Source organism: Thermosporothrix sp. COM3 (assembly GCF_059696735.1).
Map to the genome: position 1 here is coordinate 3,387,833 of NZ_AP019376.1, position 25,499 is coordinate 3,413,331.

Genomic DNA, 25,499 nt, shown 5'->3' on the forward strand with positions numbered 1-25,499 from the left:
AGGAGGTCATTGATCAGCCATCCTGCACGGGTTGAGCACAGAACGTGCCACGAGACCCTGCTCAAAGCGCAGGTTCCCTCAATTTCCAGGTGCCGATCAGCGCGATCCGCCGACTTTCGCCACAGTCTCAGATAACGGATCAGGGATGTTCACCATTCGGGGCATTTCCCACAAAGAGTTCCATACCCTACCAGAATCCCTTTATGACACCTCAAACAACGGTGGCTGGAGAACCAGCATGCGGCTTTTGCGTTTACGGCGACGAGACCGAGGCGGATCACGGATGATCACAAACCATTCGACATCGCCAGGTTACCACAGCTCTCATTGTGCAGACAGGGACCGATGATCATAGAGACGCGGATAGCCGACACGGGGAAAATGGTGATCATCTGGTGCCCACTCCACTGAGTGCCGTGAGAGCCGCTCCTGGTTGGAGTCAAGCATGAGCCCATCTTGCAAGCTATCGACCTGGACAGTTTCTTCGGCCAGATTCCGCTCACCATAAAGCAAGAAGTTGCGAAATCGCGCATAACCCGCCTTGTTCAAGCGTCGGGTTTCGCACATGGCAGAGAATGCCTGCTCCCCCAGCTCTGGCTCTGGTTGCACTCCATTCATCCATTGGAGGACAGCAGCAGGACTATGGCAACCATCGTCGCGCTTTTCATGAGCGAAAGGTCGCTGGTAGTTGTCGTCACGCATCCATTTATCATGAGCGGCAAGGAAATCTTCCCTGGTTTGTGCGCTTTCAAACGACCAGTCCGCCATGCGTCTTTGCATACCAAACGCCGCTGCTCTGGAATTTTGATAGGGACGCCCTTGCTTGATTTCCCTTTTCTCGATGTCAAGGTGCTCACACGTCCAGCGCGTATCGTGGGAGGTGAAAATCGTTCCATTGTCCGAAACGAGCGCCTCTGGAAGCCCAAAGTGGCGTATGGCATCATACACAACCGCAAAGAAAGCCTCGTTCTCTTGCTTGCGAGAAATGGCCGAGGCGAGCATGGCCCTTGAGAAGTTCTCCAGCACGCTAATACAATACACCATTCCTCCGCCTAAACGATGCATATCAAGGTCACGAACGTCCACAGACCAGAACTGCTGTCTCCGTTTGGCTCTGAATGGCATAGCAGCCTTTGGTCGTGGTTTGCGCGGCACTTGGAGATGATACCGTTTCCTCTTCATCGAACGATATCGACCACACGTGCTCCGCGAGAGTTTGATGCCCATCTGCTCCGGGGCTGCACTGACCCGATACGCGCCAATGTTCGGGTTTTCCGACCGCTTTTTGATTGCTTGGATCGTTGAAATAGCCACTTTCCTGGGGTGCTTGCGTGCGTGTGATTTGTCAGGCATTCCTGCGAACTGTTCTGCGGCAAATCGCCTGAGAATGGCGTGGCTGGTCGTTCTACTCACATCGAGATACTCAGCGATTGATTGAGCGTTCCCCCCGTCTCCATGCGACCTGATAACGGTTCGCCGTCGCGTCTCCCCATCCTCGATTTCTGAAGAGCGAGGAGAGCGGCGTTCTGTGGTTGTGGGTTTGGATCCAGAGGCTCGTATGAGCTTCATTGTCGCAGGAGCAGGCTTGCGATTGAACATCATAAAACAGATCGTTGCAATCTCATGAGGATGAAAGGCCGGGTATTGAGCGTGGAGGTCTATGATTTCCTGTCGGATATCAGGAGGAAGCGAACGTTTCTCTCCTTTCGGAACTGGCGGCGGTGGCCCTGCTGGGAGTCGAGAAGCCATTCCCGCTTGGCCAAAGAGATTGGCGCGATAGGAGCTGGTGCGTGGCGAAACGCCTGTTTCCGCACCTCGCTCCTTTGGGGTCTGGCCCCACAGGACGACGGGTCTTATCACTTCGTAATTCCTCTACGCCGTATCTTTACGGAGTGGTCGGATCTGTTGCCAGCCATGGGTTGGTTCGTGACGCTCATACCGACGTTGAGGCATGGAAGATCCCTCTTCAGAGAGGCGAGATGGGTTGAACTCCCTCTGAAGAGGATAGTTCATGGTTTCTCTTGTCCAGACAAGGAACCTTTGTCCACATCCGAATTTTTCTCGCAATGGATCCTTTCCATATGGGTCAACCTGCATATCGGTCGGGGTCGAGCTCTTCTTGATTGGGTGGAAGGGCCTGACCCGAGAGGCAGAGGATTTCAGGGAATGGGCAGCACAAGCAGGGATCGTTTGGTCCCTGGACAACAGGTGAGCCAGGGAAAGCGTCTGCTGATGCATCCAACAAGCCGACGTGGCGTTCCGCAAGGAAGTGGTATTCACGGGAGTTGCGCCTTCTTTCAAACGACAGGAGGAACTGACACGGATGCTGGTGTTGTGTCTGCTTGCGCAGGGGTGGCATGAAGCGGGGCCTGTGGTTGCCCCTGTGGGTGTGGCTGCGGTGGAAGCGACCTGGCTCTGTTGGGCGGAGGAGGGGAGCCCAGGCGGATGTGTGGCGAACGAGGAGCAGGCGCTCTGCCAGGTGGTTTTCCGGGTGTGGGTCTCTCTCATTGCGGCAGAGGAGGGAGAGGTCAGGAAGAGGAAGGGGGAAGCGGACGCAGCAGAGAAGAGGTGTGTATGTGCTGGAGAGGATGAGCGTGACGAGAGGGAGGCGGTGCCGGTGCGTTGCGGATCACAGGAACAGGGGAATGTTCCCATGAGGTCGAAACCAGCAGACAGGAAGTGTGCGTGCGGCCAGGCGGATATGAGTGATGGTCAGGAAGAGCGGTGGGGCGTGTGCCTGTGCGGGTGTTGGGAGCTGCATGGGGAGTGAGAGGCGCTGTGCTGACGGGGCGCAGCGAAGGAGTGCCGTTGCCTGCTCAGCGCAGATTGAGCTGGAGAGGGGGAGCAATCCGCGCTGGGGGCGCTGCACTGGCCATCCGCTGTCTGAGGACCCTGCATGCAGGAACAGAGGGCAGCGGAGGGCTGTCTGCCCCCCGTTGCTCGGGCGGTGATGTGCGTGAGTCGCGCGAGACTTCCTCGGTTGAGCGCCCCCTTTTCTGTCGTGCGAACGTGTTCTGCGTGTGAAGGAGACGCTGTGGAAGAAGAGAGCCTCTCTTTCCTCGTTGAGAGGTGTGAGCAAGGGTCGTTTGCGACCGGAAGGCGCTGTGTAGGGTGCTTTTGCCTTCTGATCTGCGGAGCGGTTCCCAAGAGAGCGATCCGAGAGAGGAGCGAGCGAGGCTGAGCTGTTGAAGGGGAAGGTTGTTCCTGGTGTTGCGGTGTCGGAGTGCGCTTGAGTGTTGCTGTCTATCGAAGGCGATCATCCTGATATCCGGAACAGAGATGTCTAAAAGGAACATTGCCCTACTCTCTTGTAGTAAAAGGAACTTTGGCTTCTTGTCATTTTGACTTGTAGTAATCGGTACTTTGCTGTTACTGCGTAACAAGCATGTGTTCCCTGGATGGTAGTAAAGCGAAAGAAGCAAGAGCTGCCGGGGTGGGTTGTTGAATTGCTCCGGGTATTGGGTGGTACGGTGCGCTGTGCAGGGGGTTTGAGCGGGTCTGGAGCGTTCTCCGTGCACCCTGTTCAAGGCACCGTGTCTTTGTCTCTCCTTCTGGCGGGCTGTTACTCCTACTACAATATGATGGCACGGGTCGGTTGTTCCCGCGGTGCCCCCTATGTTACAAGAATTACTTTCAGAAAGTAATTCTTGTAACATAGGGGGCACCGCGGGAACAACCGACCCGTGCCATCATATTGTAGTAGGAGTAACAGCCCGCCAGAAGGAGAGACAAAGACACGGTGCCTTGAACAGGGTGCACGGAGAACGCTCCAGACCCGCTCAAACCCCCTGCACAGCGCACCGTACCACCCAATACCCGGAGCAATTCAACAACCCACCCCGGCAGCTCTTGCTTCTTTCGCTTTACTACCATCCAGGGAACACATGCTTGTTACGCAGTAACAGCAAAGTACCGATTACTACAAGTCAAAATGACAAGAAGCCAAAGTTCCTTTTACTACAAGAGAGTAGGGCAATGTTCCTTTTAGACATCTCTGTTCCGGATATCAGGATGATCGCCTTCGATAGACAGCAACACTCAAGCGCACTCCGACACCGCAACACCAGGAACAACCTTCCCCTTCAACAGCTCAGCCTCGCTCGCTCCTCTCTCGGATCGCTCTCTTGGGAACCGCTCCGCAGATCAGAAGGCAAAAGCACCCTACACAGCGCCTTCCGGTCGCAAACGACCCTTGCTCACACCTCTCAACGAGGAAAGAGAGGCTCTCTTCTTCCACAGCGTCTCCTTCACACGCAGAACACGTTCGCACGACAGAAAAGGGGGCGCTCAACCGAGGAAGTCTCGCGCGACTCACGCACATCACCGCCCGAGCAACGGGGGGCAGACAGCCCTCCGCTGCCCTCTGTTCCTGCATGCAGGGTCCTCAGACAGCGGATGGCCAGTGCAGCGCCCCCAGCGCGGATTGCTCCCCCTCTCCAGCTCAATCTGCGCTGAGCAGGCAACGGCACTCCTTCGCTGCGCCCCGTCAGCACAGCGCCTCTCACTCCCCATGCAGCTCCCAACACCCGCACAGGCACACGCCCCACCGCTCTTCCTGACCATCACTCATATCCGCCTGGCCGCACGCACACTTCCTGTCTGCTGGTTTCGACCTCATGGGAACATTCCCCTGTTCCTGTGATCCGCAACGCACCGGCACCGCCTCCCTCTCGTCACGCTCATCCTCTCCAGCACATACACACCTCTTCTCTGCTGCGTCCGCTTCCCCCTTCCTCTTCCTGACCTCTCCCTCCTCTGCCGCAATGAGAGAGACCCACACCCGGAAAACCACCTGGCAGAGCGCCTGCTCCTCGTTCGCCACACATCCGCCTGGGCTCCCCTCCTCCGCCCAACAGAGCCAGGTCGCTTCCACCGCAGCCACACCCACAGGGGCAACCACAGGCCCCGCTTCATGCCACCCCTGCGCAAGCAGACACAACACCAGCATCCGTGTCAGTTCCTCCTGTCGTTTGAAAGAAGGCGCAACTCCCGTGAATACCACTTCCTTGCGGAACGCCACGTCGGCTTGTTGGATGCATCAGCAGACGCTTTCCCTGGCTCACCTGTTGTCCAGGGACCAAACGATCCCTGCTTGTGCTGCCCATTCCCTGAAATCCTCTGCCTCTCGGGTCAGGCCCTTCCACCCAATCAAGAAGAGCTCGACCCCGACCGATATGCAGGTTGACCCATATGGAAAGGATCCATTGCGAGAAAAATTCGGATGTGGACAAAGGTTCCTTGTCTGGACAAGAGAAACCATGAACTATCCTCTTCAGAGGGAGTTCAACCCATCTCGCCTCTCTGAAGAGGGATCTTCCATGCCTCAACGTCGGTATGAGCGTCACGAACCAACCCATGGCTGGCAACAGATCCGACCACTCCGTAAAGATACGGCGTAGAGGAATTACGAAGTGATAAGACCCGTCGTCCTGTGGGGCCAGACCCCAAAGGAGCGAGGTGCGGAAACAGGCGTTTCGCCACGCACCAGCTCCTATCGCGCCAATCTCTTTGGCCAAGCGGGAATGGCTTCTCGACTCCCAGCAGGGCCACCGCCGCCAGTTCCGAAAGGAGAGAAACGTTCGCTTCCTCCTGATATCCGACAGGAAATCATAGACCTCCACGCTCAATACCCGGCCTTTCATCCTCATGAGATTGCAACGATCTGTTTTATGATGTTCAATCGCAAGCCTGCTCCTGCGACAATGAAGCTCATACGAGCCTCTGGATCCAAACCCACAACCACAGAACGCCGCTCTCCTCGCTCTTCAGAAATCGAGGATGGGGAGACGCGACGGCGAACCGTTATCAGGTCGCATGGAGACGGGGGGAACGCTCAATCAATCGCTGAGTATCTCGATGTGAGTAGAACGACCAGCCACGCCATTCTCAGGCGATTTGCCGCAGAACAGTTCGCAGGAATGCCTGACAAATCACACGCACGCAAGCACCCCAGGAAAGTGGCTATTTCAACGATCCAAGCAATCAAAAAGCGGTCGGAAAACCCGAACATTGGCGCGTATCGGGTCAGTGCAGCCCCGGAGCAGATGGGCATCAAACTCTCGCGGAGCACGTGTGGTCGATATCGTTCGATGAAGAGGAAACGGTATCATCTCCAAGTGCCGCGCAAACCACGACCAAAGGCTGCTATGCCATTCAGAGCCAAACGGAGACAGCAGTTCTGGTCTGTGGACGTTCGTGACCTTGATATGCATCGTTTAGGCGGAGGAATGGTGTATTGTATTAGCGTGCTGGAGAACTTCTCAAGGGCCATGCTCGCCTCGGCCATTTCTCGCAAGCAAGAGAACGAGGCTTTCTTTGCGGTTGTGTATGATGCCATACGCCACTTTGGGCTTCCAGAGGCGCTCGTTTCGGACAATGGAACGATTTTCACCTCCCACGATACGCGCTGGACGTGTGAGCACCTTGACATCGAGAAAAGGGAAATCAAGCAAGGGCGTCCCTATCAAAATTCCAGAGCAGCGGCGTTTGGTATGCAAAGACGCATGGCGGACTGGTCGTTTGAAAGCGCACAAACCAGGGAAGATTTCCTTGCCGCTCATGATAAATGGATGCGTGACGACAACTACCAGCGACCTTTCGCTCATGAAAAGCGCGACGATGGTTGCCATAGTCCTGCTGCTGTCCTCCAATGGATGAATGGAGTGCAACCAGAGCCAGAGCTGGGGGAGCAGGCATTCTCTGCCATGTGCGAAACCCGACGCTTGAACAAGGCGGGTTATGCGCGATTTCGCAACTTCTTGCTTTATGGTGAGCGGAATCTGGCCGAAGAAACTGTCCAGGTCGATAGCTTGCAAGATGGGCTCATGCTTGACTCCAACCAGGAGCGGCTCTCACGGCACTCAGTGGAGTGGGCACCAGATGATCACCATTTTCCCCGTGTCGGCTATCCGCGTCTCTATGATCATCGGTCCCTGTCTGCACAATGAGAGCTGTGGTAACCTGGCGATGTCGAATGGTTTGTGATCATCCGTGATCCGCCTCGGTCTCGTCGCCGTAAACGCAAAAGCCGCATGCTGGTTCTCCAGCCACCGTTGTTTGAGGTGTCATAAAGGGATTCTGGTAGGGTATGGAACTCTTTGTGGGAAATGCCCCGAATGGTGAACATCCCTGATCCGTTATCTGAGACTGTGGCGAAAGTCGGCGGATCGCGCTGATCGGCACCTGGAAATTGAGGGAACCTGCGCTTTGAGCAGGGTCTCGTGGCACGTTCTGTGCTCAACCCGTGCAGGATGGCTGATCAATGACCTCCTGACCGTGGAAGGTTGCTCAGAACCCACTTGAGACGCTTGATCACGAAGAGAGCAGTTGGGAGATCTTGGCTGGTGTATCTGCTTCGTCCAACGGGATGTATACAGTCACTGTGAGATCTGGGGCGTCAAACACCTGAAACGTGACAAGCTCAAACACGAGAGAGCCTCCTTGTGGATGCTTGAATATTTTGTGATCTTCTGACGCACTGAGCACCTCATGATCGGGCCACCAGGCCCGAAATTCAGGGCTGGCAATCATCAGATCTTGGATCAACTCTGTCAACCAGGGATCACCAGGATAGCGACCACACGTGGCACGCCATTGGGCGAAGAGCCGTCGCGCATGCCCTTCCCAATCGACAAGCAGTTGCCGATACATTGGTGAGGTGAACATTCGCCAGATAGAGGTGCGTTCGTGGGCGCTCATCTGCTCATAATCGCCAAAGACGACGCGGGCAGCTTCGTTCCAGGCCACCACATCCCATCGTCGTCCTGTCACAAAGGCTGGACTGAGACCTTGATGATCGAGGAAGAGCTGTAACGCCGGACTCACGGTTTCAGGCTCCATGGCCCTCGCTGGAGGAGGTTGTTGGCGCGCTAAGAAGAAGAGGGGCGCTCGCTCATCGGCATTCAAGCGTAAGGCCTGCACGAGACTTTCTAAGACCTGCGTCGAAACGTTCATTGGGCGTCCCTGCTCCAACCAGGTATACCAGTCCACGCTGACGCCTGCCAATTGGGCGACTTCTGCGCGTCTGAGTCCTGGGGCTCGCCGTCTGCTTCCTCTCGGCATGCCCACGTCTTCGGGAGCCAACCAAGCCCTCCTGGTGCGCAGAAAATCTCCCAGTTCTTGCAAGCGCTGGGTCTCTTGTTCTCGTCCCATCATTCCTCTCTCTCTTGTATCCGCCTTCTTGCGGAACCATAGGAGTCTCACTCCTAGGATCAACACTCATCTTGTTCTGGGATCACTCGTCGTATACACTTCCGATATGGTGAAAACAACGTTTCCTGCAAGGATGTTGTATCGAGGCGTATTGGCGCAAGGAACGCGTGTCGTCGGGATAGGTCCTGGCTTCATTGCTGCTCGTCCCGGCGCATGCGCCGTTTGAACACACGACCAGTCATAGGGTATCGCTTGACGTGATGCGTGTGGCCACACAACCCAAGCCGTACCCCTACGTTTCTTGATGGAGGATTTTCCTATGAGAGTTTTCGTTACTGGCGCCACTGGTTATATCGGCTCGGCCGTCGTCCGTGAGCTTTTAGCTGCCGGGCACCAGGTCCTCGGTCTCGCTCGCTCAGACGCAAGTGCTGCGTCGCTTGCCGCTATCGGTGCAGATGTGCACCGAGGGGCGCTTGATGATCTGGACAGTCTACGAAGCGGAGCCGCGGCATCCGACGGCGTCATCCACCTCGCATATATGCACGACTTCTCCGACTACGTGGCTGCCGGGCAAATAGATCTGCGGGCAGTCGAGACCATCGGAGCTGCACTGCAGGGCTCCGACAAGCCGTTCGTGATCACCTCGGGAACATTGATGCTCACCTTCTTTCTCCCGCAGGGGCAGCTCGGGACGGAGAAGGACGTGGCCGACGCCGGGTCAACCGCACCCCGTATCGCATCGGAGAACGCGGCAATCGCGTTGGCCAAGCGCGGCGTGCGCACGTCAATCGTGCGACTTGCACCGACGGTCCATGGCGAGGGCGACCACGGGTTTGTCCCGACCCTCATCAGCCTTGCTCGTACCAAAGGCATATCGGCGTACCCAGGCGACGGCTCGAATCGTTGGCCCGCTGTGCACCGGCTTGATGCCGCACATCTGTTCCGATTAGCGCTAGAGAAGGCCCCAGCGGGATCAGTGCTGCACGCAGTTGCCGACGAAGGGATACCAGTACGCGCCATTGCCAGCGTCATTGGTCGCCGCCTCAATGTTCCGGTCGTCTCCCTGCCTCTCGAGGAGGCCAGCGCACACTTCGGCTTCCTCGGGCACTTCTTTTCACAAGACAACCCAGCCTCGAGCACACTGACCCAACAATGGGTGGGGTGGCATCCTGTACAACCTGCTCTCCTGGCGGATCTCGACGGCGATTACTACTTCACGAACGAGCCATGCTCAACATCGCGTTGACCGTTTCACACACGGAATTGCTCAAGAAACTCTTTGTTCTTTTCCATGTCCGTGCTGCCGGGCCACGGAAAACCCCGGCTCCCTCTTCCCTCCTCCCCCTCTTCTCCAGTCACTTTTTTCTCGCAATGGATCCTTTCCATATGGGTCATCCTGCATATCGGTCGGGGTCCTCCCCCTCCAAACCCAGGTCAAAGCAGAGATGCGAGGGGTCAGACGCAAGGAAGCGAATACGCTCGTGCGCTTCGAGCCGCGTTTCACAACAGCGATCACCCTCAATACCCCCTGCCGTCGCAACAGAATTGGTCGTAGAAGGATGGCCCTATCCCAAAACGTTTCAATCCTCAACAACCTCACTGAGCCCTTGCCACGTGGCAGAGGCAGCGCGGCCGCGCACATCTCGACATGTTTCAATCCTCAACGTCTTCACTGAGCCCTTGCAACCCTGGTTCTGCTGAGAGCGCCTGGCACGCCACTGCCAAATCCCCTCTGCGCGAACCTCCCCTGAGCCTCCCCTCTTTTTCCACACGAACCTGACACAGCAGATCCTTTCTCCCGGCTGATGAAGCCCCTTCCCCCTGTTGCGCTTTTCTGCGCGAACCTCGTGCTTCCATGCTCAGCGCAGTCGATTCGCGCAAAAGCAGGCATCCGTTTGCAACAACGATGCCTGCTCAAGGAGCATCCCGCACGCAAGGGAAACAGGAGGGAGACACGTAATCGGACAAGTACACCAAGCACTTTCTTTCCCTCCCCGGCATCCCTCTGAGCACCTCTCCGGTCTGAGGACCACGCACAGACAACGCAGCTCATCCTGCTCGACCTGGCCGGCCCTGGCTCGCCTGAAGATGCACCACACCCTCACACAGAGCCCGCAAAGCTAGATCCGCTCTTCTGTGAAGAGTGCAGCGGCCCAAAGAGACTCTAGGGCCACTGGTCTGAGGAGTCTCGCCTCGCTAACTTCTTTCTGCCAGACCTCCTTTCTCTTCCAGATTCTGCTCTCCCTCATCTCAAGGAGAGACTCCTTCAGGATTATCGGTTATAACCTCTGTACTCTTATTCTGCAATCTCGCGTATACACTGCGATAGCAAACAGGTTTCATGCCCCTCTGCTTGACGTCAAGCAGAGGACTTTTTGGAGAAAGGCTTTGAATATCTCTTCCTTCTTCCGTTTTAGGCAGTATTGTTGAGGGAGGAAGTACTGTGAAAGCAATGAGATAGTACATAATGGGATATGTCAGCTTAGCAAGCACCTTTTTCTAATAAAACTCTGTAGCATTACTATCTCATTCAAAGATAAGTAAGTACATAATCATTACGAAAGTACTTATCCTATTTTCACAGCTATTCCTATACGTTATTATTTCACAAGCGTCACATGTTGTTACTGATCGGAGAGGTAGCGGGGAAAACTCTCCCCAGTCTTTTTTTTTACTCTTCTCAACTTCCTGGCAAGCAAGCCCAATTTTTTTACCTCCGTGAGGGTTCAGCTCTTCTTCGAATACAGGAAAAATCGTCTTTGAGGAAAAAAGAAGCTACAGATGTTGCCGCATCTGTAGCGTCCCGTTGTCCGGGGAGCTTGCGTTAGAAGTGCTGCTCCCCTCGTTTAGTACAAAGGAGGTGGCATATGGATGACCACCACATGTATAACGACATTCTATACCAGTTTGATACCTCTTCTTCTACAGATAGGAGAAACAGTTCCCTTTCTCCTCAAAAAAAACAGAGGAAATCCGCGTCTTCGCGCAAACCGAAAAAAGTACCCCCAACACCTAAAAAGAATTTTAACAGCGAAGCGTTTATGCGCTGCCTTTTAGGAGGGGGGGCTCTTGCCATCGCCATCTTGCTTCTCTCTGTCTTTATGCTCACGCGTGAACCGATTCTCCTCCAGTCAACAACGATCTCTAGCATCATTCTTGGTAGCGTCTTCGGCTATTACTTCTCTGTTCGAAGGAGAAAGAGTCGCCGCCACACCAGAAAAATTTGGCCTTGGCCATAGAGGTTAAACCATGTTGCTCCTCTTTAGCTCCAACCAGCGGCGCTAAAGAGGCAACATCATCCCACAAGCCTTTCTTTCCATTCCACTTCTCCGATCCAGCAGACTCTTCGCGTCTCTTCTCAAAGAGACACCCATTCCTGCCTGGTAATAAAACGAGCAGCTCTCTGCACATTACCAGAGGCTGCCTCTACCCGATTCGCGATGCACACTGCTTCTCTTCTTACTCTGCAAGGACGCTCGTCCAACAAGCTTCACCAATCCCTTCTTCAACACTTCAGCAATCAGCACAAAAAGCTGTTCCACTCCTATGTGTCCCTGCTTGGGTCACTCCCTCTCTCCTCCCTCTGCTGGCTCGCTCCCGCCTTTTCCTCCTCTGCTTTTACTGCACCAACTATCTCACCCACGTTCCGCTTTTGCGAAACCGCAACCCTCCCCCCTCTCTCCCGGTTCCGTCCCACCCTCCTCCGATGATCCCGCTTCCAGCCACCAGCTTCTGAAAGCGCTTTTTGTCCATCACCTCCTCTTGAAAGCGCATGCCAGCACCCTCTCATCTCATGCCACGCGGAAGCAAACTTTCCGCGCAAGCGGATGAAGAGAGCCCCCCGTCACGCACGACCGCAACCTGCGATGACGTCTCCTCCTCGTCATCTGCGTTGGCACCAACCTGCTCCCCAGAGGATGAAAGATATGCTTCCACAGCATCCTGATCCCTCTCTCGCAACGGAAACATATGCCCTATCGCACGCTCCCCCACAAGATGCAACACCCCCCCCTCTTTCCACCAAACCCGGACCTGCTGCTCCATTCCCGGGACAGGTACCTGCTCCGGCTTTGTTCCGATTTTTGGCATCCTCAACAGGCCGGGCAGACGGACCCCGCTTTCCGCTTCGGAGGAACCTGCGGGAGGGAAGCCGTGTCTGAGCATGGAGCCCAGCACCACAACACCAATGCGCTCGCGAACTCAACGACGCCGCAAAGACGAGTGGTGGGGGACACGCTCCAAACCACCACACCCCTCATCCTCCACCGGCTCCACCTCCCAGACACAACCGCGACGGCGTGCCTGCTTGGGTCACTCCCTCTCTCCTCCCTCTGCTGGCTCGCTCCCGCCTTTTCCTTCTCTGCTTTTACTGCACCAACAATCTCACCCACGTTCCGCTTTTGCGAAACCGCAACCCTCCCCCCTCTTTCCCGGCTCGTTCCCTCCCTTTTCCCGCTTTCCCTCTCTTGTCTCCTGCCATCCCTCCCACTTCCCGCTTTTGTGAAACCGCAACCCTCCCTCCTCTTTCCCGTTCCCCTTCCCCCCCTCGATGATCTTCCCGCTCCCTCTGCCTCCTCTCAAGACGCCCCACACATACTGCTGCTGAAGAAACGTCCACTGCTTCCACTTTGTGCCCTCATCCTTGCCATCCTCCCCGGGCCAACGCGCCTGGCCGCTGATCTGGGAGAGTGCTCCTGAGATTCCAGTAAGCTCGTGCGCACCTGGATTCGCCAACACAACCGGCAGGTCAAACCCTCAGGCACTCCTGTGCGCATTCTGCCGTTGTTTCTGCCCATCCAAAGTCCCTGCCTCAATCCCATTGCACCCAGGTGGAGCCATGGCAAGCGGGCCGTGATAGGACTCAACGACATACGCTCGGTCAGGCAACTGGAGGAGCAGATCTACACCTCCTATTACTGTCGGCTAACGCTCATTTCTCTCTCCCGGAAAAGGTCCCTTAAGAAGGCAAGCACTCATCCCTCTTTCCCGTCAACATGTTGAGAAGATTAAGGGATGGGCTGAAGGAAGCGTCTACGCTCTTGCCTCATCGCTTCTCAAGAGATCAGACAAAAGGTGTGCAATGGGTGTAGACAACTCTACCTGTTGTGCAGTCTTCGTGAAGAGAGTCACGTCCTTCAGCGGAATCTTACTCTGCCTGAAAGGCGCAGCCTGGGTATCCTCGACAATTCTCTTCCCATGCCCCTGATAGATAGGAGAGGGGAATAGCGTGGGGGCCGTCGTCAGCATATCAAGTACTGCTTTCGGATCGACTCCATTGTTCTCAGCCACCGAGAGCGCTTCTCGCAAAGATTGTCCTGCGGAAACAATCAGGAAGTTGCCCACAAGTTTGACAAGCGTTGCCGCACCAACCTCTTCGCCAAAATCAACAATACCCTGCCCCCCCATCGCCTTCAGGAGTGGTCGGACGCGTTCTTTGGCTCTTTGCGGACCCGCAAACGGAATCCAGAGCCGTTGGGCGACAGCGGCCTCAGATCCTCCAAAGATGGGAGCCTCAACATAGACACTGCCATGTTGCGCATGCATCGCCGCCAGCTTCTTTGTCATTTCAGGCGATATCGTGCTCATCGCAAGATGGATACCACCTGGTCCCAATTGCTCTAAAAAGCCCTCACTCGTGACGATGCTTTCCACTGACGCATCACCCCACAAAATGGTCACAACAATTCCTCCGCTTGTCACCGCGTCAACGGGTCGACTCACCTGTTGTGCACCCTGAGCAACCAGAGGTTCCGCTTTGCTCGCCGTGCGGTTATACACCCGCAGCGCATACCCGGCTTTGAGGAGATTCCTTGCCAGTGGCAACCCTAGATTGCCGAGTCCAATACATCCAATCGTTTCATTCATCTTTCTCAATACTCCTGAATGATTTGCACTTAAAATGTGACGTTAACGTCATGTTTTGGATAAAAAAAAGCCTCGTTACGGTTCTCTTTCCTCAAGCCAGCGCTCGAAGCGTTCAATAGTGGCCTGTAAGTCAGCACGAAATTGTTGTAACGCTCCAATCTTCCGGTCTGCCTCGGCCAGATGCTGGCGCAGGATGGCAAGGACTTTCTGTTTTGGTTGTATTCCACCTGGATCAGTGAAATAGAGATCAATCACGTCACGTATTTCATCCAGGCTGAGTCCAAGCTTCTTTAACTGATCAATTTTACGCAGACGATACAGCGTCTCCTCGGTGTAATAGTGCTGGCCACGGCCTTCACGCTCACCAGGAGGGAGCAGCCCAATACTCTCGTAATAGCGGACGGTGCGCGCAGTGACCCCTGCTCGTTCCGTCACATCACCTATGCGCATCCGATCGTTCATCGCTCACCCACTCACATGTTACGTTAACGTCATGTTGATATGATAGACCGTGAGCGAGGATTTGTCAAGGACCTTTCTCCCCGGGGTTCACACGTCTGAAATCCAGATACCGCTGCTCAACACAATCTACATACGAAGATGATAGCGATAGTCTTGATACATCAACGCTTTGGCGCGGTTCTTTTTGCCTTCCCTAAAGCCATAGGAGGAGAGAAACAGAAGCTCAGTTCCTGCTCATGCTTCCCCCTTTGCCCTCCCCGCTTCAGCGTTCAAAGCACGTTCCTTTCTCCACTCCTTGTCTCATGGAGAGCTTGCAACGCATGCAGTTTCTTCTGGGTACGACGTTGCTCACCTCACGTTGATAGGCCCTTGCCTGTTCCCGATTCTGGACAGGCTGACCCTCTCCATTGTGCTTCACCATCTCTTCAAGCTCCTTTTCTATTTTCTCCAAGCCGTTCCCGTTTATCTAAGCATGCCCACTCAACAATCACCCTGATATTCTGAAACATCAGGGGAATCTCATCATAGATTCTGTCACCCTTGTCATTACATTCCCGAATCTGTACCGCTACCCTCAATTTCTTAAGCACATGCTCATTACCTCAGTTGAAAAAATGAGCCATAATGTTGTTTTTCAACGTCATTTTTAAACCTCTCTATCACCACATCCTTCGCCTGCTGTAGTAGTTCAGGAACACAAGAGTCCAGGCTTCGCGCGCATAGAGTCAATCCAAGAAATCAAGCCCTTTTATTCAATTGTTCCATCGAAAGACAACGATCTGAAGACGCTGCAATATTTGGATCATGCGTCACTAAAATCATTGTATTCTGTTCCTCCCGCTGGATTTCACGCAGCATAGTTAGCACCTCCTGACCTGTACGCGGATCCAGATTTCCTGTTGGTTCATCTGCCAGTAAGAGTTTGGGTCGATGCATTAAAGCACGAGCTATCGCCACTCTCTGCTGTTCTCCTCCCGACAAACGTGCTGGAGTGTGTCCTGAGCGTCCGCCTAATCCAACCTGCTCCAACAGAGCTTTCACTCGTTGTTGTATATTGAAGAGTACAAACGCCCTTCAGGTACCTCTCCCACAAGGGAAGTAGAGCCTTGCTCGCCATAAGCAACTATCCCGGGCCTATCATCTGATTGACGTTTCAGTATCTCAGTTGCTATACTCTGTTCTGGAACAGTGGCGCTTCCCCCTTCCTGTTCTGGAACACACAAGGGGACTCCTCTTTGCTAGTTGTAAGTGAGAAGATCAAGGGATATGCGTTCCTCCACAAATAGTGTTGTCTCTGATGGATTTCTGATCTATTGGCAAGCTGGACAAAAAAGAACAGTAGCTGTCGGCTCTGACGCCTGGTATACCTGGCTAGAACAGGTCACATCCTTTTCCTTTCAAAGCAAGGAGGGATCCTTTTCTGCTCACAAAGCCCGAGCCACACATGGACGGGGGGGCTGGTACTGGTATGCCTATCGCCATTATGCAGGTCGGCTTTATCGCTGCTATCTGGGCGGGTCGGAGAAGCTTTCACTACCACAATTGCAGATGGCAGCACAGAAACTCACTTCCAAAACCAGGGAAAGAGCGCCTATCCCATCGAAATCACAGTCTCCGTTGCCGGCTCCGGCCTCATCCATTGAGCTAATTGCCAGACACCCTCAACTTGGCCTCGCCTATCTCTGGGCCCTGTTGCCCGATGGCGACCCGCAAAGAGTAGAAGAAGTTGTCTCCTTGCTTGAGCAGTCCTTGCGAGAACTCCCGCAAGAGAGTCAGAAGGCAGAACTGCGTAGTGAATTAACCTTATTTCTGGTTGTCTTCGCACTTCGACAACACGATTCTCGGCGCGCCGTTGAGCTCGCACAAGAAGCGTTGCACACGCTCCCCCGTCCGCTTCAAAGCGTTGCCCACCTCGCGCTAACCCTCGCACAAGGGACCGCCTTCCAGGAACAAGGACAACTGGTTGTTGCAGAGCAGGCTCTTGTACAGGCAAGTATCCCGGGTGCGCAGACCGAATATCATCTCTTAAATCTCTTTGCGATGGATGCTCTGGCCAATCTCTATGAGGCACAAGGCCAATTGCAACAGGCTGGTCGTTTCTTTGAGCATGTACTGTACATTGCAGGAAGGCCACCGCGCCAGTCACCTCTTTTGCTCGCCTGGGTTTCTCTCAGCTATGCATCGTTGTTGCTCGAATGGAACAGGCTGGAGGAAGCAGAAACCCTTCTCAAGCAGGCAATAAAAGAAAGCCAGCTTCTGGGTCTGGATGATCTCGCCAGCTTTGCAGGCATTCAGCTTGAGCGCGCACGGGGCGATATTGATAAAGCACTGGAACTGCTAGAGCATCTCCAGGCAAACACTCACATCATTGAACCAATGAATACCTTTCTTGCCGCATGGCACGCTCGTCTGTGTCTTCTGACAGGCCGAAGAGCAGAGGTACGTTCCTGGATGCGAATGTGTGGGTTACACTTCGATGATGAGCTTCAAGAGCCTCTTCGCCAGGAACCATACTTTGCATATATGACACTGGCCCGTGCCTTGATTGCAGAGGGACACCAAACAGAGCTAAAGCAGGCATCTCATCTATTAACGCGTCTGCTGGCCTTCGCTGAACACAAAGGATTTACAGGGTGGCGCATAGAGATCCTGACTCTCCAGGCACTCACATTACAGGCCCAGGGAGAAAAACACCAGGCACTCTCTGTTCTTGGCCAGTCCCTGGTGCTGGCAGAACGAGAGGGATATGTCCGACTCTTTGCCGACGAACGGGAACCGATGAGGCAATTGCTGGCTCTGCTTCCTGCAAACAGTCCGATCTCGCCCCACTATCTCCAGACCTTAAAAAACGCCTGCATATCAGAGAGAACCGCATCATCCCCTCAACGGCTCCCTGACCCTCTCAGTGCACGCGAACTGGAGGTGTTGCGCTTGCTGGCCCGGGGATACTCCAATCAACAGATTGCAACAGAACTGATCATTACCCTCAACACCGCCAAACGTCATGTCAAGCACATTCTGGCAAAGTTAGGTGTGACCAATCGCCTCCAGGCGGTTCTTCGCGCCCATGAACTCTCCCTGCTTTCACCTCCCCAAAATACTCCCGATAATGCTCCTGAAGGAGCATGACCGTTCCCTCTTCCCCTACTATACTGTGACAAGAGCGGACAGGCCTTCATCGCCCCTCAGCAGAAGAAACCTGCGGGTGCCACTGAGTGCTTGTTGAATTGCTCTCCCAATCGCATTGTTTGTCAGAAAGGAAAAAGGTATGCAATCTGTACCGGTTTTGATTGTTGGAGCTGGACCAACAGGGCTCGCCACAGCTCTTTTTTTAGCTCACCACGGCGTACGCTCACTGGTGGTGGAACGCCACCCGAGCACCTCGATCTTCATCAAAGCACGGGGTATCGACTTTCGCACAATGGAGATATTCCGTCCTTTGGGATTGGAGAAAAAGCTTCGTACACAGGTTGGTACACTGAGCCAGAATACGCTGCTTCTGGTTGTCGAAACGCTTGCAGGCAAGGAACAACAGCGCAACTCCATTGCCTGGATGACTCAACCAGAAGGTACCTTTGAACAGATAAGCCCATCATCCTGGCTACTCGGGAGTCAGGCAATCTTTGAGCACGTTCTTGCCCGGGAAGTGCGGCAACGAGAAAGCGACATTCGCTTTAACACAGAACTCCTTTCTTTCACACAGAATGAGTCCGGTGTTAGTGCTCAAGTGCTCGACAAGACAACAGGAGAACAGCAAAGCATTCATGCAACGTACCTGATCGCGGCAGATGGCATTCATAGCCCTGTCCGTCAGCAGCTCACTCTCCCCTGGGAGAGTTACAGCGCCCCCGAGCCTCGAATCATCATCTCCTTTCGGGCCGATCTCAGTGCACTGGTACGCGAGCGCCTCTTCCTCTTCTGTTTTATTCACAATTCCAACATGGCGGGCATTCTTGCGCCCATCAACAATACAGATCTCTGGCAACTGAATATCCAATCTACGCCTGAAAAAGAAGTATCACTGGAGGAGTTTCCTGCTCAACGCTGTCGCGAGCTGATACGTCAGGCGGTAGGCCTGGCCGAACTAGAAGTCGAGATCCAGCATATTATGCTTACTCAGGACGCGACAGGTATCGCAACCTCTTTCCAGCAGGGCCGCGTGTTGCTCGCTGGTGATGCTGCTCATCAGGTGCCATCGGGCCTGAATAGCGGCATACAGGATGCCCAGAATCTGGCCTGGAAACTTGCCTTTGTGCTTCAAGGGAAGGCTGGCCCGGCCCTCCTTGCTACATACGAGGTAGAACGCCGGCTTGCAGCACGGATCAAAGCCGAAGCAGCAACACGCCCACCCAGGCCAGAACATCCTGAAGAGCTGCTTGATGCCCCAGAAGAAGAACAGCAGGTGCTTCCGGATGAAGTTGTACAGACCTTAAATCACCGTTATGTTTCTTCTGCGGTGCTTGCAGAGCCAGAAGCACATGCTCCTGTTCAGGGAACATTCGATCTCAGCGGTTACCCTGGCACACGTGCTCCTCATCTGTGGCTCAGACAGCAAGGACGCCGCCTTTCGACGCTTGATCTTTTTGATGGTCGGTTTGTGCTTCTGACTGGAGAAGAGGGAAGTGCCTGGTTATCGGCTGCCCAGGAGGTCGCATCACGTCAGGGCCTTGCGCTCGCCACCTATCGGATAGGCACAGACAACGCAGACCTTATGGCGGAGCAACAGCAGTGGTACACAACCTATGGTATCACTCCAACAGGTGCAGTCATTGTACGACCAGATGGATACATCGCCTGGCGAGCCACAGAAAAATGCGATGATCCTTTGCAGATACTGGATTCTGTCTTCTCTCGCTTACTGTGCCGCTAAATCACCTCCTCCCAGAGAGGAAATCTGTATGTACCTTCTGGAAGAAAAAGGAGATTATTCCTATGGAGATGAAACCTATTCCAGTGCTCATTGTTGGTGGGGGAACAGTGGGCTTATCAGCTTCGCTCTTCCTTTCACATCACCATATTCCTTCCTTACTTGTCGAGCGCCATCCACGTCCGTCTTCTCATCCTCGCGCGCGTGGCCTCAACACAAGATCGATGGAACTCTATCGTGAAATCGGTCTGGAGAAGGTGATCTATGCCAACGAAACGGCCCTGGTCAAAAGTGGGGGGATCTCCGTGGAGAAACGCTTGTTGCCCCCCTTGCACATCATAGCTCTCAGGCGCGGCAGGCTTTATATGCTCGACTCGAAGGCAAAGGGACCTTTGCTCATTTGAGCCCGGTCACAGGGAGCCAGTGTACCCAGGATGCCCTTGAACCGATCTTGCTGGCAGCAGCTCGTGAACGCGGGGGCAATGTGCGTTTCAACACACAACTACTCTCGTTCACCCAGGAGCGTGACGGCATCATAGCAACCATACAAGACTGAAGTACTGGTGTCCAGCAGGTCATCTCAGCGGACTCGCTGCTGATGGAGCAAAGAGTCCAATACGTTCCGCACTCAACATTCCGACCAACGGACATGGCACACTGGGCCATTTTCTCAACATCCTCTTTGAAGCAGATCTCTCCGACCTCGTCCAGGATCGTGAGTTCAGCATCTGTCTGATCAGGAGGGACAAGATCGAGGGCATGTTCCTTGCCATCAATAATACCAATCGCTGGGTTTTCCATCTCCGCTATGACCCGGAACAGGGAGAGCGTCCGGAGAACTTTTCTCCAGAACACTGCCGAGCAGTGATCCACCAATGCCTCGGTGAACCTACACGCGCCCTTGAGGTGAAAGGGGAACGAAGTAGACCGCCGTCAGGCTCTGGAATCTGTCCTCTCTCGCTTGCTGAGGCATACGCAGAAAGGCAGTTTGTAGCGCGTCGACGAGACCGACATATGAAAAGGAGTGCCGCCAGAGGAGAGAGAACAGGAGTGGGAAGCGTTGAGTAGTCTGCTGCTTCATACCTTGCCGTCCCTGATAGCGGCTCTCAACAAACACCGTTGGGGCTCTTGCCCTGACCCTTGAGGCGTTGACGAACCAATTAGGAGTGAGCAAGGGGTCTTTCTATCACCACTTTCAGCACTTCCAGGATTACAAAGAACAGTTGCTCTCCTTCATGAAATGGAAGCGACGGTGCAGGTGATCGAGCATTCGCAGCACAGGAAGGACTCTCCAATGTGTTGACCAACAGGCTTCCGACACAAAGAGCCAATGTACCTCAGTGAACGCTCTTTGTGTCACAACAGGAGCAAGTAGCATAACTATTGACTACGTGGCAAGCGCTCTCCAGTCGGGATGGCGGCGTTTAAGACACGCGCGTCACCCCATGCATCATAACACGCATACTCGCACATACAGGCTCTATACAGGACAACTAGAATATATAAATGCTTGCCCAGGCTCAAGGCTCTTGCTTCACATTCCTCTTCGAAAGAATCGTTTGCAATTGCTCTTCAGTCACTTTTGCCGCACGCAGATCAGCCTCGTCAAGCATCACCCCCGTGAGCGTTGCCCCGGTAAGGTCAGCACCCTGCAAATTCGCATAAGAGAGTTCGACCCTGGTAAGATCAACTTCCTGCAACTGAGCCCCGGTGAGATCAGCACCTGTGAGATCGGCGTCTCGCAGCCTGGCCTGGGTGAGAAGCACATGCGACAGATCAGCTCTGAGAGCTGGATAGAGAGAAGTTCCGAATTGAACTTTTGGAGCTCACGGCTCGCTTTTTCTATCCGCATGCGAGTCTCGCTCAGATCGGCACCTATAAGATTGGCGCCCCGGATATTGACTCCTCTCAGATCAGCTTTTGTGAGGCTCGCTCGCGACAGATCGGCACCAGAGAGGTCAAGCCCGATACAGCCCTGTCTTGCTGAGATCAGCCCCACTGAGGTTGGCTTCACGCAAGTTTACCCGGCTCAGATTTGCCTGTGCTAAATGGATCTGAGGCAGCTCAATCTGCTGGAGATCCGCCCCGATGAAACTTGTGCTCCCTTGCAGGGCAGCGCTGATAAACGTGGCAGGCAGGCCATTGTGACTGAAAAACTTCACCATGCTGACCTGCTGATCGCCATTTAAGGTTTGCAACACCTGGCCTAGCCGCTGTTGTGCTATCCGTGAAATCTCTGCCCTCCCACCGAGAAGCGTGAGAAGGTAAGTCTGGAAGACCATCTCCTGAAGCATCGTCATCCACTGCTGTCCGGTCTTCTCCTGGGAATATACTTGCCAGGCAGAGATACTTAGATTAAACAAAATGGCGAAAATGAGTGCGGCCCAGACGGGCGAAGAGAAGGAACAGTGAAGCGAAAGGTGTTCAGAACCGCCTTCCCTGACAGAGGAAAGCAAGGAGATGAGCCATAGAGACGGTCCCGCCCCTGTACACACACCAGAAGCTTCTTTCACTGTCGGCTGCTCCTCTGCAGCAGCCGCAGCACCAACGCAAAGAGCCCTCCCATCACGAACGATACAATGAGAATTCCTGGTTCAGGAAGACGGGTCATGTTGATCATCGGGAGAAAGGCATTCCCAACATAGAGCAAGACGCCGAGCACAAACGCACATATGATCCCGAGGAGAAGCGTTCTCCCAGTCCCCGGTTTCTTCTGTCTTGAGGCCAAGGTAGATCTCCTCTCTCGTCCATTTTCTTCCCACATGGCTCGCTCTCATACAATGAGAGCCTCTTGACCTCTCCCCCCTCTCTTCCTTCTCTCCTGAAGGTGCAAACGTTGTTGTGATCATGAAGGAAAGGAAACGAGCTCATGGAGAGGAAATACCCTCGCCTCACATCTCAATCCGCTTCTTGATGGGTGTCTCCTCTCTTGGAAAGAAAACAGACAGCAGATGTGCCAATTAGCAACAACCACACCAGAAGCACCAGACTGTTGCATTGCCGCCACAACAGGTTACTGTGCATGGAATCCAACCCGGCCCACTCATCAGACATCCAACCAGGCAGCCACCACAGGTAGGCCAGAGATTATTCCAGAAGCAGTTGGTATCACATGCATGACCAGCAATAACCTGCCCTTCTTCAACAATATAGCTTGCCTGGATACACTGTTCTGGAGCAGCAACACACGTTGGATCAGGGAGAGCCTTCAAGACAGACAGGTCCGCCATGACACTCACCAGGTCTTCTCCCTTTTGGCTGACATTGTAACCAATCCACGCAAAGCGATCCTCATCCCCCTTGAGTTGATAGGGGATGTACGCGCCAGTACATATTTTATCACCCATGACATAATAGGCAACTTCTTGAGCTTCTGGAACGGGGATATAGCCATGAGATTGAAAATATCGATCGAGAAGGAGAACACCTGTATGCATTGTCGCGCGCTGAAGAAATTGTTCTTTTTCCTTCCCCCGTAGTAGAATGGCCGTGGCATCTCTCTGCTGTGTTTTATCTGCTTGCTGAGCTTGGGCTACATTTTCCCTGGCACGCATTCCTGCTGCGAGAGCAAAGCGAATTTCTTGCTCTGTTGCACCTGCATTTTGAGCGACCCGTTTGTATCCTTCAAGGCAGGAGTGACATCCCTCAGCAGCTTTTGCTGTCAGCATGATAAGAGCAGAAGTACGCCTGTCTTCAAGGGTTTTCAGTTTGATGGACATTGATTACCTCTTTTCTAGCAAAGAGAAAGAGAAACATATTTCATCCTCGCAAAGGAAGACTCGTTTCTACGAACCGCATATTACATCATTATCTATATCTAGCCATTATAAGCTGCTAATAAATTACAATTCTGTAGTGTATTACTATGCATTATAGAACAGAGAATTAAATTCTGTCAATACTTATACTTCCTTGATATGAAAAACCTGAGAAAGAAAAGAGAAGAGATAAGCTTCGTAGATAGGGCATGATATGAGAAAATGATGTTCCTGATACGTTATTTCAATATCAGAAGAAGTATATCTGAAAAACAAAGAGACATGGTACTGCAAAGCATCACGTGAGAATCATCCAGGTAGACAATCTGCTTCGAGGTATTTTAATTCGCAGATCTATCATCATAGATAACCTGTTCAGAAGACGAAGAAAGTGGTACACTGGAGAAAACATATAAGGAACATCCATCATGCAGACAAATACGCACAACCTACAATCTATCTACAGAGGATGGGATCTGCAACAGCGCGCTCACCATGTCATCCTGCGGATGAGCCCGCCGCTCCTCAAAGAGCCGGGTAAAGTAGGCGATCATGTTATTTTGTGCCTGAATGCCTGCCTGCATATCTTCTTCTGTCGCGTCCGCATCGCCCGCGACAAAGGTGCCGGACCACTGCTTGAATTCCGCCCGCCGCTCAGTGGGAACCCCTAACATCTCCGCAATGACCGTGATCGGCAGAGGATAGGCCAGATCTCGGATCACATCCATCTCGCCCGCTGCCTGCACCTGGTCGAGCAAGCTGTTAGTGATCTCCGTGATGCGCGCATCCATCTGAGCCACCCGGCGCGGAGTGAAGGCCTGCGACACGAGTCGGCGCAACTGGTGATGGCGCGGCGGGTCCATACGCACAATACTCGAACTGATCGGGCTCACATCGCGGTACTCGGCGGCACGAAGCGATTCTGCTCGGAAGAAAACGTCGCGTGATCACTGAGCACACGTTCTACATCCTCATAGCGAAAAATGTTCCACATGCCTGAAGCTGGATCCTGAGAGACAGCCTGCGTCTCACGCATCTGACGATACCAGTCATACATGGCGATAAGTTCTTCTCTATTCGATTTCGTTTGCATCATCTTTCTTCTTTCTCTTCGTCTCATCTTCGACTCGCTTGACGGTCAATCCCGCGCACGTGAGCAGATCCGGCTCTCACATATGGAACAGTGCCACGAGTCGCGGAGCACTGTCGTCGCGCGTATCTCTTTGCACGCTCTGGGGGGCGAAAATCAGACCGGTACGGGAGCGGCAAGCTGCAAGAAAGCGAGCTTGTTCCCTGAACACACGAGGCTCACCACTACGCCAGACGTCACGTGCGCCGTGACCGGATTTTCGCCCATGCCATTCCCTCGTAGCTTTCTGTGTTAGAGCTCTCGCAACACTTTTTGCGTCAGCCCGAACAGCATCACCACAGCCAGCACCAGTCCGGAGAGGGGAAAGAGGATCGCAGGCCCGAACTGGTTCGCCAGCGCCCCGGCCAGGGCCCCAGGATAGAGCCCCAAGGAGCTGTACATCAACAGCCCCATCAGATGCCCCGGTATGGTCACCGCAATGAAGAACAGGACACGAAAGCCACTGCTGGCGATGGCCGCAATCAGCATACAGGCCACGACTCCTGGCAGTACGCAGGCCTCTCATCTGATGGGAGGCGCTGACTTGCACCACGTTCGCTGAACTGAATCACCCTTTTCCAAAACTCCAGACAGGGATCTCTCATACCATACGGTCAGCCTCTCAAAGAGATGAAAGAGAGCAGGACCTTTTCCTTGCTGACTCCTCCTGAGCAAATTATTGTGCAGAGGCTATTTCGGGACCCCGTCTCAGGCGCTCATCGCTCTCCTGAGTGCGACTCATCGTCGAAACGGCCTGACCAGCCTCAACGAATCCAGGCACAAGCTATATTTCATGTGTGTCATTTACACTCCTACAAAATGAACCTATTCTCGGTTTACACTCATCTTCACTCACTTGCGGAGAAATAGCATCATCGGTCTCAAGCGAGAGCAAGATCAAACCCAGGCTATTCATTTTATGCAACACCCGATAGAGCGCCGCTTGATCGGGCAAGGATCCGCAGAGCAACGTTTTGCCTGAGGCTTGTGGGAGAAGCTGAAGGTCTTCAAACCATTCTTGCCAGGATGAATCCAGATGTCCCTTGATGCCAATCCGACAATGGATATTCAGCATCTTCCTCCTTTCTTTGAACCTGTCTGGAGTATAAGACGCCCGGGGTGAGTTGCCTTGCTGGCTGTGGCACCGGCTTCTTATGGCTACCCAACTGATATCTCCCCAGCACCCCAACATCCCAATGCGGGTGAGCATAACAGAAGCCAACATTGATAAGCCCGGGTATGTGCTCACAATGAACCTGCCGGCAAC

Annotated in this window: 26 protein-coding genes and 4 pseudogenes; 10 read left to right on the forward strand and 20 right to left on the reverse strand. The window is 53.8% G+C overall.

What is annotated here, in order from left to right; all coding sequences use genetic code 11:
• Positions 1-324: 324 nt before the first annotated feature.
• Positions 325-1,860 carry a DDE-type integrase/transposase/recombinase gene (locus KTH_RS14370; RefSeq protein ID WP_497618331.1) on the reverse strand — a complete coding sequence of 512 codons (1,536 nt, stop codon included), beginning with the start codon at positions 1,858-1,860 and terminating at the stop codon, positions 325-327.
• A 391-nt stretch (positions 1,861-2,251) separates the two neighbouring features.
• On the opposite strand from KTH_RS14370, the gene KTH_RS14375 reads away from it, so the two are divergent.
• Complete coding sequence (locus KTH_RS14375) at positions 2,252-2,770, forward strand: hypothetical protein (protein ID WP_497618332.1); 519 nt, start codon at positions 2,252-2,254, stop codon at positions 2,768-2,770.
• 1,731 nt (positions 2,771-4,501) lie between these two features.
• Here the strand turns inward: KTH_RS14375 and KTH_RS14380 are convergent.
• Entirely contained in the window at positions 4,502-5,020 is a 519-nt protein-coding gene (locus KTH_RS14380) for a hypothetical protein (protein WP_497618332.1), read from the reverse strand.
• Positions 5,021-5,411: 391 nt separating this feature from the next.
• Here KTH_RS14380 and KTH_RS14385 point away from each other — a divergent pair, with 391 nt between their 5' ends.
• Positions 5,412-6,947 (forward strand): DDE-type integrase/transposase/recombinase, encoded by a 1,536-nt coding sequence (locus KTH_RS14385; protein WP_497618331.1) that lies wholly within the window; start codon positions 5,412-5,414, stop codon positions 6,945-6,947.
• Between the two features lie 364 nt (positions 6,948-7,311).
• Here KTH_RS14385 and KTH_RS14390 read toward each other — a convergent pair whose 3' ends face one another.
• Positions 7,312-8,154 carry a helix-turn-helix transcriptional regulator gene (locus tag KTH_RS14390; RefSeq protein WP_497618330.1) on the reverse strand — a complete coding sequence of 281 codons (843 nt, stop codon included), beginning with the start codon at positions 8,152-8,154 and terminating at the stop codon, positions 7,312-7,314.
• A gap of 316 nt (positions 8,155-8,470) precedes the next feature.
• Here KTH_RS14390 and KTH_RS14395 point away from each other — a divergent pair, with 316 nt between their 5' ends.
• Both KTH_RS14395 and KTH_RS14400 read left to right on the forward strand, forming a co-directional pair.
• Positions 8,471-9,397, forward strand: coding sequence for an SDR family oxidoreductase (locus KTH_RS14395; protein ID WP_497618329.1), 927 nt, complete (start codon positions 8,471-8,473; stop codon positions 9,395-9,397).
• Between the two features lie 1,621 nt (positions 9,398-11,018).
• Complete coding sequence (locus KTH_RS14400) at positions 11,019-11,390, forward strand: hypothetical protein (protein WP_137686066.1); 372 nt, start codon at positions 11,019-11,021, stop codon at positions 11,388-11,390.
• 171 nt (positions 11,391-11,561) lie between these two features.
• Here KTH_RS14400 and KTH_RS14405 read toward each other — a convergent pair whose 3' ends face one another.
• The 7 genes from KTH_RS14405 to KTH_RS14435 all read right to left on the reverse strand — a co-directional run bounded on the left by KTH_RS14405 (position 11,562) and on the right by KTH_RS14435 (position 15,519).
• A complete protein-coding gene (locus KTH_RS14405) occupies positions 11,562-11,693 on the reverse strand; it encodes a hypothetical protein (protein WP_497618326.1) in 132 nt (43 codons plus the stop codon).
• An 88-nt stretch (positions 11,694-11,781) separates the two neighbouring features.
• The gene (locus KTH_RS14410; RefSeq protein WP_497618324.1) at positions 11,782-11,925 is read right to left on the reverse strand and encodes a hypothetical protein; all 144 of its coding nucleotides are present in this window, start codon (positions 11,923-11,925) and stop codon (positions 11,782-11,784) included.
• A gap of 12 nt (positions 11,926-11,937) precedes the next feature.
• On the reverse strand, positions 11,938-12,240 hold the full coding sequence (locus KTH_RS14415; protein WP_111326964.1) for a hypothetical protein: 303 nt from the start codon (positions 12,238-12,240) through the stop codon (positions 11,938-11,940).
• 294 nt (positions 12,241-12,534) lie between these two features.
• Positions 12,535-12,888, reverse strand: coding sequence for a hypothetical protein (locus KTH_RS14420; RefSeq protein WP_137686068.1), 354 nt, complete (start codon positions 12,886-12,888; stop codon positions 12,535-12,537).
• Between the two features lie 294 nt (positions 12,889-13,182).
• Positions 13,183-14,016, reverse strand: a complete 834-nt coding sequence (locus KTH_RS14425) for an NAD(P)-dependent oxidoreductase (protein WP_137686069.1) — start codon at positions 14,014-14,016, stop codon at positions 13,183-13,185.
• A 75-nt stretch (positions 14,017-14,091) separates the two neighbouring features.
• Positions 14,092-14,478, reverse strand: coding sequence for a MerR family transcriptional regulator (locus KTH_RS14430; RefSeq protein ID WP_111325925.1), 387 nt, complete (start codon positions 14,476-14,478; stop codon positions 14,092-14,094).
• Between the two features lie 738 nt (positions 14,479-15,216).
• Complete coding sequence (locus tag KTH_RS14435) at positions 15,217-15,519, reverse strand: ATP-binding cassette domain-containing protein (RefSeq protein WP_497619601.1); 303 nt, start codon at positions 15,517-15,519, stop codon at positions 15,217-15,219.
• Positions 15,520-15,744: 225 nt separating this feature from the next.
• On the opposite strand from KTH_RS14435, the gene KTH_RS14440 reads away from it, so the two are divergent.
• The 5 genes and pseudogenes from KTH_RS14440 to KTH_RS14460 form a co-directional block, all read left to right on the forward strand.
• Positions 15,745-17,607, forward strand: coding sequence for a LuxR C-terminal-related transcriptional regulator (locus KTH_RS14440; RefSeq protein WP_497619603.1), 1,863 nt, complete (start codon positions 15,745-15,747; stop codon positions 17,605-17,607).
• A gap of 139 nt (positions 17,608-17,746) precedes the next feature.
• Positions 17,747-19,348, forward strand: coding sequence for an FAD-dependent monooxygenase (locus KTH_RS14445; RefSeq protein WP_497619605.1), 1,602 nt, complete (start codon positions 17,747-17,749; stop codon positions 19,346-19,348).
• Between the two features lie 62 nt (positions 19,349-19,410).
• Positions 19,411-19,749, forward strand: coding sequence for an FAD-dependent monooxygenase (locus KTH_RS14450; protein ID WP_497619607.1), 339 nt, complete (start codon positions 19,411-19,413; stop codon positions 19,747-19,749).
• Entirely contained in the window at positions 19,746-19,901 is a 156-nt protein-coding gene (locus KTH_RS14455) for an FAD-dependent monooxygenase (protein ID WP_497619609.1), read from the forward strand. Before KTH_RS14450 ends, KTH_RS14455 begins: the two co-directional genes overlap by 4 nt.
• 77 nt (positions 19,902-19,978) lie before the next feature.
• Positions 19,979-20,194, forward strand: a pseudogene (locus KTH_RS14460) (FAD-dependent monooxygenase); the annotation flags it as partial.
• A 40-nt stretch (positions 20,195-20,234) separates the two neighbouring features.
• On the opposite strand, the gene KTH_RS14465 reads toward KTH_RS14460, so the two are convergent.
• Entirely contained in the window at positions 20,235-20,462 is a 228-nt protein-coding gene (locus tag KTH_RS14465) for a hypothetical protein (RefSeq protein WP_497619611.1), read from the reverse strand.
• 13 nt (positions 20,463-20,475) lie between these two features.
• On the opposite strand from KTH_RS14465, the pseudogene KTH_RS14470 reads away from it, so the two are divergent.
• Positions 20,476-20,607 (forward strand): annotated as a pseudogene (locus tag KTH_RS14470) (TetR family transcriptional regulator); the annotation flags it as partial.
• Between the two features lie 258 nt (positions 20,608-20,865).
• On the opposite strand, the gene KTH_RS14475 reads toward KTH_RS14470, so the two are convergent.
• The 9 genes and pseudogenes from KTH_RS14475 to KTH_RS14515 form a co-directional block, all read right to left on the reverse strand.
• Positions 20,866-21,120 carry a pentapeptide repeat-containing protein gene (locus KTH_RS14475; protein ID WP_497623243.1) on the reverse strand — a complete coding sequence of 85 codons (255 nt, stop codon included), beginning with the start codon at positions 21,118-21,120 and terminating at the stop codon, positions 20,866-20,868.
• Positions 21,121-21,203: 83 nt separating this feature from the next.
• Positions 21,204-21,359: pseudogene (locus tag KTH_RS14480) on the reverse strand (pentapeptide repeat-containing protein); the annotation flags it as partial.
• Complete coding sequence (locus KTH_RS14485; RefSeq protein WP_497619613.1) at positions 21,304-21,858, reverse strand: pentapeptide repeat-containing protein; 555 nt, start codon at positions 21,856-21,858, stop codon at positions 21,304-21,306. The pseudogene KTH_RS14480 and the gene KTH_RS14485, both read right to left, overlap by 56 nt.
• A gap of 447 nt (positions 21,859-22,305) precedes the next feature.
• Complete coding sequence (locus tag KTH_RS14490) at positions 22,306-22,782, reverse strand: hypothetical protein (protein ID WP_497623323.1); 477 nt, start codon at positions 22,780-22,782, stop codon at positions 22,306-22,308.
• 132 nt (positions 22,783-22,914) lie between these two features.
• Positions 22,915-23,064 (reverse strand): annotated as a pseudogene (locus tag KTH_RS14495) (carboxymuconolactone decarboxylase family protein); the annotation flags it as partial.
• Between the two features lie 488 nt (positions 23,065-23,552).
• On the reverse strand, positions 23,553-23,996 hold the full coding sequence (locus KTH_RS14500) for a cytochrome P450 family protein (RefSeq protein WP_111325936.1): 444 nt from the start codon (positions 23,994-23,996) through the stop codon (positions 23,553-23,555).
• Positions 23,993-24,199: a hypothetical protein gene (locus tag KTH_RS14505; protein WP_137686070.1), complete on the reverse strand. Its 207-nt coding sequence runs from the start codon at positions 24,197-24,199 to the stop codon at positions 23,993-23,995. Before KTH_RS14505 ends, KTH_RS14500 begins: the two co-directional genes overlap by 4 nt.
• A 285-nt stretch (positions 24,200-24,484) precedes the next feature.
• A complete protein-coding gene (locus KTH_RS14510; protein WP_146505441.1) occupies positions 24,485-24,730 on the reverse strand; it encodes a hypothetical protein in 246 nt (81 codons plus the stop codon).
• Between the two features lie 286 nt (positions 24,731-25,016).
• Positions 25,017-25,307: a DUF8691 family protein gene (locus KTH_RS14515; RefSeq protein WP_307722233.1), complete on the reverse strand. Its 291-nt coding sequence runs from the start codon at positions 25,305-25,307 to the stop codon at positions 25,017-25,019.
• Positions 25,308-25,499: the final 192 nt, after the last annotated feature.

Excerpts from the sequence above, each read along its gene's own strand:
- KTH_RS14390 (WP_497618330.1), bottom strand. The coding sequence starts at position 8,154 with ATGATGGGACGAGAACAAGAGACCCAGCGCTTGCAAGAACTGGGAGAT.
- KTH_RS14415 (WP_111326964.1), bottom strand. The coding sequence starts at position 12,240 with ATGCCAAAAATCGGAACAAAGCCGGAGCAGGTACCTGTCCCGGGAATG.
- KTH_RS14505 (WP_137686070.1), bottom strand. The coding sequence starts at position 24,199 with ATGATGCAAACGAAATCGAATAGAGAAGAACTTATCGCCATGTATGAC.
- KTH_RS14450 (WP_497619607.1), top strand. The coding sequence starts at position 19,411 with ATGGAGATGAAACCTATTCCAGTGCTCATTGTTGGTGGGGGAACAGTG.
- KTH_RS14400 (WP_137686066.1), top strand. The coding sequence starts at position 11,019 with ATGGATGACCACCACATGTATAACGACATTCTATACCAGTTTGATACC.
- KTH_RS14395 (WP_497618329.1), top strand. The coding sequence starts at position 8,471 with ATGAGAGTTTTCGTTACTGGCGCCACTGGTTATATCGGCTCGGCCGTC.
- KTH_RS14445 (WP_497619605.1), top strand. The coding sequence starts at position 17,747 with ATGCAATCTGTACCGGTTTTGATTGTTGGAGCTGGACCAACAGGGCTC.
- KTH_RS14430 (WP_111325925.1), bottom strand. The coding sequence starts at position 14,478 with ATGAACGATCGGATGCGCATAGGTGATGTGACGGAACGAGCAGGGGTC.
- KTH_RS14490 (WP_497623323.1), bottom strand. The coding sequence starts at position 22,782 with ATGCATACAGGTGTTCTCCTTCTCGATCGATATTTTCAATCTCATGGC.
- KTH_RS14440 (WP_497619603.1), top strand. The coding sequence starts at position 15,745 with ATGCGTTCCTCCACAAATAGTGTTGTCTCTGATGGATTTCTGATCTAT.
- KTH_RS14515 (WP_307722233.1), bottom strand. The coding sequence starts at position 25,307 with ATGCTGAATATCCATTGTCGGATTGGCATCAAGGGACATCTGGATTCA.
- KTH_RS14410 (WP_497618324.1), bottom strand. The coding sequence starts at position 11,925 with ATGCGCTTTCAAGAGGAGGTGATGGACAAAAAGCGCTTTCAGAAGCTG.
- KTH_RS14425 (WP_137686069.1), bottom strand. The coding sequence starts at position 14,016 with ATGAATGAAACGATTGGATGTATTGGACTCGGCAATCTAGGGTTGCCA.